The organism is Streptomyces sp. NPDC051963 (assembly GCF_044593495.1).
Classification (GTDB): Bacteria; Actinomycetota; Actinomycetes; order Streptomycetales; family Streptomycetaceae; genus Streptomyces.
Genome location: NZ_JBIUCC010000012.1, coordinates 249,426 through 257,466 on the forward strand (window position 1 = coordinate 249,426; position 8,041 = coordinate 257,466).

The 8,041-nt window shown below is 70.9% G+C and carries 8 protein-coding genes and 1 rRNA gene; 3 read left to right on the forward strand and 6 right to left on the reverse strand.

Going from position 1 to position 8,041, the window contains the following annotated elements; genetic code table 11:
- Nucleotides 1-4: 4 nt before the first annotated feature.
- Complete coding sequence (locus ACIHFB_RS41320; protein WP_365288376.1) at nt 5-352, forward strand: SCP2 sterol-binding domain-containing protein; 348 nt, start codon at nt 5-7, stop codon at nt 350-352.
- On the opposite strand, the gene ACIHFB_RS41325 is transcribed toward ACIHFB_RS41320, so the two are convergent.
- The 4 genes from ACIHFB_RS41325 to ACIHFB_RS41340 form a co-directional block, all read right to left on the reverse strand.
- On the reverse strand, nt 336-1,241 hold the full coding sequence (locus ACIHFB_RS41325) for an ABC transporter ATP-binding protein (protein WP_365288378.1): 906 nt from the start codon (nt 1,239-1,241) through the stop codon (nt 336-338). The two genes, ACIHFB_RS41320 and ACIHFB_RS41325, sit on opposite strands and share 17 nt — an antisense overlap.
- Before the next feature lie 8 nt (nt 1,242-1,249).
- A complete protein-coding gene (locus ACIHFB_RS41330) occupies nt 1,250-2,314 on the reverse strand; it encodes an iron chelate uptake ABC transporter family permease subunit (RefSeq protein WP_365288380.1) in 1,065 nt (354 codons plus the stop codon).
- Nucleotides 2,311-3,354: an iron chelate uptake ABC transporter family permease subunit gene (locus tag ACIHFB_RS41335; protein WP_365288382.1), complete on the reverse strand. Its 1,044-nt coding sequence runs from the start codon at nt 3,352-3,354 to the stop codon at nt 2,311-2,313. Before ACIHFB_RS41335 ends, ACIHFB_RS41330 begins: the two co-directional genes overlap by 4 nt.
- Before the next feature lie 88 nt (nt 3,355-3,442).
- Nucleotides 3,443-4,468 (reverse strand): HAD hydrolase-like protein, encoded by a 1,026-nt coding sequence (locus tag ACIHFB_RS41340; RefSeq protein WP_365288384.1) that lies wholly within the window; start codon nt 4,466-4,468, stop codon nt 3,443-3,445.
- 72 nt (nt 4,469-4,540) lie between these two features.
- Between ACIHFB_RS41340 and ACIHFB_RS41345 the strand changes: the two genes are divergently transcribed.
- A complete protein-coding gene (locus ACIHFB_RS41345; RefSeq protein ID WP_400129570.1) occupies nt 4,541-5,833 on the forward strand; it encodes a DUF1015 domain-containing protein in 1,293 nt (430 codons plus the stop codon).
- 74 nt (nt 5,834-5,907) lie between these two features.
- Here the strand turns inward: ACIHFB_RS41345 and ACIHFB_RS41350 are convergent, their stop codons facing one another.
- The gene (locus tag ACIHFB_RS41350) at nt 5,908-6,651 is read right to left on the reverse strand and encodes a tetratricopeptide repeat protein (RefSeq protein WP_365288394.1); all 744 of its coding nucleotides are present in this window, start codon (nt 6,649-6,651) and stop codon (nt 5,908-5,910) included.
- Nucleotides 6,652-7,020: 369 nt separating this feature from the next.
- Between ACIHFB_RS41350 and ACIHFB_RS41355 the strand changes: the two genes are divergently transcribed.
- A complete protein-coding gene (locus ACIHFB_RS41355; protein WP_365288388.1) occupies nt 7,021-7,815 on the forward strand; it encodes a hypothetical protein in 795 nt (264 codons plus the stop codon).
- 135 nt (nt 7,816-7,950) lie between these two features.
- Here the strand turns inward: ACIHFB_RS41355 and rrf are convergent.
- Nucleotides 7,951-8,041: ribosomal RNA gene (gene rrf / locus ACIHFB_RS41360) — 5S ribosomal RNA — on the reverse strand; the annotation flags it as partial.

Consider the following 8,041-nt stretch of genomic DNA (forward strand, 5'->3'; position numbering starts at 1 on the left):
CGCGATGGCCACGACAGAGGAGTGCCGCGCCGCACTCGAGAAGCTCTCGGACAACATGCAGGGCGCCGAGGGCGACGCCCGCACGGCCGCGGCCCTGGAACGCTCGGTGAGCTGCCACATCACCGACCTGGACGTCACCTTCGCCGGACGTCTGACGGGCGGCCGGATCGAGGTCCACGAGACGCTCCAGGGCGCACCCCGTGAGAAGGCCCAGATCAGACTGGCCATGGCCGGCGACGACCTGGTGGCACTGGTCGACGGCAGGCTGAACTTCGCGAAGGCCTGGGGCTCGGGCCGGGTGAAGCTGCACGCGAGCCTGCGCGACCTGCTCGTCCTCAGGAAGCTTCTGTAGCAGCCACCTTCTCGATGTCGACGGTGCCCCGCGTGCGTGCCTTCCGCGCGGCCGGCACCACCAGCGGCGTCCCCGTCTCCGGGTCGTCGATGACCTGGCAGCGCAGCCCGAAGACGTCCTCGACCAGTTCGGCGGTGACGATGTCGTTCGGCGCGCCCTCCGCGATGATCGCCCCGTCCTTCAGGGCGATGAGGTGGGTGGCGTACCGGGCGGCGTGGTTGAGGTCGTGGAGCACTGCGACCAGCGTGCGCCCCTGCTCCTCATGCAGTTCCGCGCACAGATCGAGCACGTCGATCTGGTGCTGGATGTCGAGATACGTCGTGGGCTCGTCGAGCAGCAGCAGCGGCGTCTGCTGGGCCAGCGCCATCGCGATCCACACGCGCTGCCGCTGACCGCCCGACAATTCGTCGACATAGCGATCGGCGAGCTCGGCGACCCCGGTCTGCTCCATCGACTCCTGTACGACCCGCTCGTCCTCGGACGACCACTGACGCAGGATGCCCTGGTGCGGGTACCGGCCGCGGCCCACCAGGTCGGCGACCGTGATCCCGTCGGGTGCGATCGACGACTGCGGCAGCAGGCCCAGCGTCCGCGCGACCTTCTTCGCGGGCATCGACTGGATGACCGCCCCGTCCAGCAGCACCCGGCCCTGGCTGGGCTTCAGCATCCGCGACAGCGCCCGCAGCAGCGTGGACTTGCCGCACGCGTTCGGGCCGACGATCACCGTGAAGGAGTTGTCGGGGATCTCCACCGACAGCTGCTCGGCGATGACGCGCTGGTCGTAGGCGAGGGTGACGTTCTCGGCGGACAGGCGGTTCACGGTGCTCCTCTGGTTGTTCTCGTTCGCTGTGCCGCTCATCGCCGGCCGGTTGTCGCTCACTGCGCTCATGTCCGCGCTCATATCCGCCCCGCCTTGCGCTCGGTGACCAGCAGCCACAGCAGATAGACGCCGCCGAGCACCCCGGTGACCACACCCACGGGCAGCTGGTCGGCGCCGAACGCCCGCTGCGAGGCCCAGTCGGCGGTGACCAGCAGCGCGGCGCCCATGCACAGGGAAGGCAGCAGGTTGGGCCCGGGTGAGCGGGTCAGACGCCGGGCGAGCTGCGGGGCGGTGAGCGCGACGAAGCTCACCGGACCGGCGGCGGCGGTCGCGGTCGCGGTGAGCAGGACGGCGGCCACCATCAGCAGCAGTCGTACCCGCTCGACGCGCACCCCGAGGGCGTTCGACACGTCGTCGCCCATCTCCATCATCCGCAGCCCGCGCGCATTGGCGAAAACCAGCGGCAGGAGCACGGCGCACAGCCCGAGCAACGGCCAGACCTGGTCCCAGTCACGGCCGTTGAGGGATCCGGTCATCCAGACGACCGCACGGGCCGCGTCCACCAGGTCGGACTTGGTGAGCAGATAGCCGTTGATCGCCGTCACGATCGCGGACACACCGATACCGACCAGCACGAGCCGATAACCGTGCACGCCCCGCTTCCAGGCGAGCAGATAGATGGCCATACCGGTCACGAGACCACCCACCAGCGCCCCGACGGTGACCTGGGCCGCGCTCCCCGACATCAGCACGATCACCACGAGCGCACCGGCCGTCGCGCCCTGCCCGAGACCGAGTACGTCCGGACTGCCCAGCGGATTGCGGGAGATGGCCTGGAACAGCGCACCGCCCAGACCCAGCGAGGCACCCACCAGGAGCCCGACCAGAACCCGCGGCAGCCGCAGATCGTTGACGATGAACTCCTGCCCCGCATTGCCGTTGCCCAGCAGCGTCTTGAGCACGTCGCCGGTCGAGATCGGGAAGTCGCCGGTGCCGATCAGCACGACGCTCGCGGCGAGCGCGGCGAGCAGCAGCAGGGCGACGACGACGAAGGCACGGACGTCCAGCCGGACGGAGAGCCCGCCCGGCGTCCTGATGGCACGGTTGGTCGTCTTCGGAGTCGTCTTCACAGTCGTCTTCACAGCTGCGCCGTCCTCCGCCGTCGTACCAGAAAGATGAAGACCGGCCCGCCGAGGATCGCGGTCACGATGCCGACCTGGAGCTCCGCCGGCCGGGCCACCACCCTGCCGATCACATCGGCACCCAGCAGCAGCACGGGCGACAGGACGGTCGCGTACGGCAGGATCCAGCGCAGGTCGGGACCGGTGAAGGACCGTACGACATGCGGCACCATCAGCCCGACGAAGACGATCGGCCCGCAGGCGGCGGTCGCCGCACCGCACAGGACCGTGGCGGCCAGCATGGACAGTGCCCGCGTGCGGTTCAGGTTGGCGCCGAGGGCCTTGGCGGTGTCGTCGCCCATGGCCATCGCGTTGAGCGGCCGGGCGAGCCCGAGGGCGAGCAGCGTGCCGACGGTGAGGAACGGCAGCACCTGGATGATGGTGTCGTCGGTCGCCGAACTGAGCGAACCGACCGTCCAGAAGCGCATCTTGCCCAGCGCCGCCTCGTCCATGATCATCACGGCTTGGAGATAGCCGTAGAGCGCGGCGCTGATCGCGGTGCCGGCGAGCGCGAGCCGTACCGGCGTGGCACCCCGGCTGCCGCCGAGGAACCAGACCAGCGCCCCGACCGCGGCCGCACCGAAGAACGCGAACCACACATAGCCGGTCAGGCTCGTGACACCGAAGTACGTGATGGCGGTGACGACCGCGGCCGAGGCGCCCGCGTTGATCCCGAGCAGCCCGGGATCGGCCAGCGGATTGCGGGTGAGCGCCTGAAGAACAGCACCCGCCAGACCCAGTGCGGCACCGGCGAGCAGTCCGAGCACGGTCCGCGACAGCCGCTCGGCGACGACGACATCGCCGTACGTCCCCGAATCCTCGAACAACCCGTGCCACACCTGGTTCACGGACAGCTCTTTCGCGCCGATCGCGATGCTCGCCAGCACGACGAGCAACAGGATCGCCACGGAGACAAGCAGCCCAAAGGCACGTATCGCCCGGCGGTTTGGGGGCGCGGGGGCGGTCTCCGCGCGCTGTTCAGGAGGACTGTCGACCAACACGCAGTTAGGTTAGCCTACCCTCCTATTCGGCCACGATCCCGCTGCACCCTCGCCCTCGGGTCCCCTGCCGGTGAGCAGGCGCAACGGCTCACAGCCCCAGCCGCGCCAGCGCCTTCGCCCCGTCCAGCTCGCACTTGTCCTCCCCGGCCGACGTCCAGGCCGCCGCACAGAGCGCCCGCAGACCGTCCAACGCCCCGCCGTCGCCGTCGAGTTCCAGCCTCCCGCCTGCCGTCGCGGTCCAGCCGCCGCACCGGAAACCTCCGCCGTCCGCCGTGACCTCCGGCTGGCCGGTGAGCATGCCCCGCAGATCGGCGTCGACATACGTCGGCCGGTGCTGCGGCGGCGCGGCTAGCAGCTGCCTTCCGTCGGTCACGCCGGTCAGCACGAGCAGCGAGTCCACGCCGCCGTTGAACGCGCCCTCGATGTCCGTGTCCAGCCGGTCCCCCACCACCAGCGGCCGCTCGGCCCCGGTCCGCAGGATCGTCTCCCGGTGCATCGGGGGCAGCGGCTTGCCGGCCACCTGCGGCTCGGCACCCGTCGCGATCCGGACGACCTGAACCGCGGCGCCGTTGCCGGGCGCGATCCCGCGGGCGCTGGGAATCGTCAGGTCGGTGTTGGACGCGAACCAGGGCACGCCGCGCGCGATGGCGTAGCACGCCTCCGCGAAGCGGCCCCACGGCAGTTCGGGCCCGCCGTACCCCTGAACGACCGCCGCCGGTTCGTCGTCCGCCGACTCCACGGGCTCCAGCCCCCGCTCACGCAGGGCCACCCGCAGGCCCTCCCCTCCGATCACCAGCACACGGGAGCCCTTCGGCACCTGCTCGGCGATCAGCCGGGCGACCGCCTGCGCCGAGGTGATGACGTCGGACGCGCCCGTCGGTATGCCCAGGGCGGTCAGATGCGCGGCCACGACGTCAGGGGTGCGCAGGGCGTTGTTCGTGACATACGCCAGGTGCATGCCTCCCGCGCGGGCCGTGGCCAGCGAATCGACGGCGTGCGCGATCGCGTTCCCGCCCGCGTACACCACTCCGTCCAGGTCGAGCAGTGCCGTGTCGTACGCCTCGCTCAGGGCCTGGCCACTGCCCTCCGGCCCCGTCCTGACGCTCTGGCTCATTCCGCATCGCTCCTCGCTCGACAGCTTTCCCTCGATCATGTCGCATGCCACTGACACACGTACGATGCCGGGATGAACTCAGCAGGTCACTCGGAAGCAACGGTGCGCCGAGGCCTCGAACTCACCCCGTTCCGAGGACTCCGCTACGACCCCGACCGGGTCGGCAGTCTGGCCGCCGTGACCTCACCGCCGTACGACGTGGTGGTCCGCCCCGACGGCGTGCTCCACCTCGAGTCGGCCGACCCGCACAACATCGTCCGCCTGATCCTCCCCCAGGCACCCACTCCCGGCGCCCGCAACGAACAAGCGGCCAAGACCCTGCGCCGCTGGCTCTCCGAGGGGGTCCTGGCAGCCGACCCGCGGCCCGGCCTGTACGTGTACGAGCAGCGCGACGGCGACGGCCTGCTCCAACGCGGCGTGATCGGCGCACTGCGCCTGTCGGAACCCGCGGAAGGCCTGGTCCTGCCGCACGAGGACGTCATGCCGCACATCGTGGCCGACCGCGCCGACCTCATGCGCGCCACGTCCGCGAACCTCGAGCCCCTGCTCCTGACCTACCGCGGCAACGGCTCGGCAACCGACACGACCGCCGTCATCGAGCGGACGGCCGAGCACCCCCCGCTCCTGGCGACCACCACAGAAGACGGCTTCCGCCACCGCCTGTGGTCGATCACGGACCCCGAAGAGCAGGCCCTCATCCAGTCCGACCTCGCCCGTCACCAGGCCCTGATCGCCGACGGCCACCACCGCTGGGCGACGTACCTGCGTCTACGCGCGGAGCATCCCTCGCCCAGCCCCTGGGACCACGGCCTCGTCCTCCTCGTGGACACGGCCCGCTACCCGCTCCGCGTCCGCGCCATCCACCGCCTCCTGCACGGCGTGCCGGTCGCGGAAGCGCTCAAACCGCTGGACACCCTGTTCCGCATACGTCACCTGGAAGTCCCGCTCCCCAAGGCCCTGGACGCCCTGGCCGACGCGGCCCGCGCCAGCAACGCCTTCCTTCTCGCCGGCGACGGCGCCTTCCACCTGATCGACCAACCGGACCCGGACCTCCTGGCCCGTACGATCCCGGCGGACCACCCCGCGGCCTGGCGCACTTTGGACGCAACCGTCCTGCACGCCACGCTCCTCGACCACGTCTGGCACATCCCTGAGGACTCCCCCGCGCACATCGCCTACATCCATGACACGGCTGCAACGGTCGAGAAGGCCGAACGCGACGGCGGTACGGCCGTCCTGATGCACCCGGTCCGCGAGGAGGTCGTTCGCGACCTGGCCCGCCAGGGCGTCACGATGCCCCGGAAGTCGACGTCGTTCGGCCCGAAGCCCGCGTCAGGCCTGGTGCTACGCGCGTTGGACCTGTGAATGACAGAGGGGCGGGATCCCACGCACGGGATCCCGCCCCTCTGTCGCCCTCCTCGGAGGACGCCTGACCGCTGCTACTCCTTGTCGTCATCCGCAGGGGATGACGAGGGCGTCTCGTCGCCCTCATGGCCCTCGTCCTCGTCCAGCGCGTCGACGAATTCGACACCGTCGAGTTCGGCGAGCCGGTCGGAGGCGTCCGTGCTGCCGTCCTTGTCGGCCTCCACCGCCTTCGCGAACCACTCCCGCGCCTCGGCCACCCGACCGGCGGCCAGCAGCGCGTCGGCATAGGCGTACCGCAGCCTCGCGGTCCACGGCTGTACGGAACCGGCTGCCAGCTCGGGGCTCTGAAGCGTCACGATGGCCGCGTCGAGCTGGTCCATGTCACGCCGGGCGCCGGCCGCGACAAGCCGCATCTCGACCTGCCCTGCCTTGTCGAGCTTGTTCACCTCGGGTGCCCCGGCCATGTCCAGCGCCTTCTCGGGCCGCCCGAGACCACGCTCGCAGTCGGCCATGACGGGCCACAGTTCCACGTTCCCGGTCATCCGCCGCGCGGCCCGGAACTCGGCCAGCGCCTCGCTGTACTTCTGGTTCGCGTACGCCGCGAAACCAGCGGCCTCGCGTACGGCGGCAACGCGCGACGCCAGCCGCAGGGCCACCTTGGAGTAGCCGTACGCGCCCTCGGGGTCCTCGTCGATGAGCCGGGCGACCATCACCAGGTTCTTGGCGACGTCCTCGGCAAGCCCCTTCGGCAGACTCTGCAACTCCTGCCGTACGTCCTTGTCGATCTCCTCGCCGGTGACGTCCTCAGGGATCGGCAGCCGCTTGATCGGCTCCCGGTCCCGGTCCCGCTCGTCACGGAAACGGCCACCACCACGCCGGTCGTCACCCCGGCGGTCGTCCCGCCGGTCATCCCGGCCACGGAAGCCCCCGGGCCGTCCGCCCCGGTCATCACGACGGGGCCCACGACCACGGTCGTCCCGGAAATCCCGGCCATCCCGGCCGCCCTGCCCACGGAACCCACCGCGCTCGCCTCGGCTGTCGCCCCTGCTGTCCCCGCGGCTGTCATCCCGACGGAACCCACTGCGGGGACCGCGGTCGTCACTCCGGCTGTCGTCCCGACGGAACCCAGGGCGCGGGCCGCGGTCGTCGCCACCTCGGCGGTCGTCCCTGCGGTCGTCGCGACGGCCGTGACCACGATCGTCGTCACGGCGCGCGTACCCACGGTCGTCATCCCGGCGCACGGGACGCCGGTCATCGTCGCGGCGCACAGGACGCCGGTCATCGTCACGGCGGCCATAGCTACGGTTGTCATCGCGGCGGAAGCCGGGACGGTCGCCCTCGCGACGGTCGTCCCTGCGGTCGTCACGACGGCCGAAGCCGCCGCGCTCTCCCCGGTTGTCACCCCGGCTGTCGTCCCGGCGGAATCCACCACGCTCGGGACGGTCACCTCGGTCGTCACGCCGGAACCCGCCCCGGTCACCTCGGTCATCGCGGCGGAAACCACCCCGGTCACCACGGTCACCCCGATCGCCGCGATCGTCACGGCGGAACGGGGGACGTTCGCCGCGGTCGCTGCGATCCCCACGGTCGTCACGGCGGAACTGAGGACGGTCCCCATCGCGGCGAACGCCTCGGTCACGATCCCGGTCGTCACGACGCGGCCCAACGGGACGGTCGTCGCGCCGGCCGTAGCTGCCTCGGTCCCTGTCCCGGTCACGGTCATCGCGCCGGAAGCCACCGCGGTCGCCCCGGTCGTCGCTCCGACGGTCATCGCCACGACGGTCGTCACGGCGGTCGTCACCACGGCGCTCGGGGCCGCGACCGTACCCGCCACGGTCGTTCCCACCCCGGTCGCCACCTGCGCGGTCATTGCCGCGCCGCGGACCACCGCGGTACCCGCCGCGATCACCACGGTCACCACTGTCCCGTCGCCGCTGGTCGCGCTCCGGTCGCTCGTCGGGAGAGTTGGTGGACATCGGTGACTCCTGTCTTCGGTACCGCAAGTCATTCTCGCGCAGCCGGGTACCCGGCGCGCTCCGGGATGTATTTGTCCCAAAACAGCGAAAGGACCCCTGGCCCCAGCTGAACGCTGGTGACCAGAGGTCCTTCCAAAGATTGTTCGGCGGTGTCCTACTCTCCCACAGGGTCCCCCCTGCAGTACCATCGGCGCTGTAAGGCTTAGCTTCCGGGTTCGAAATGTAACCGGGC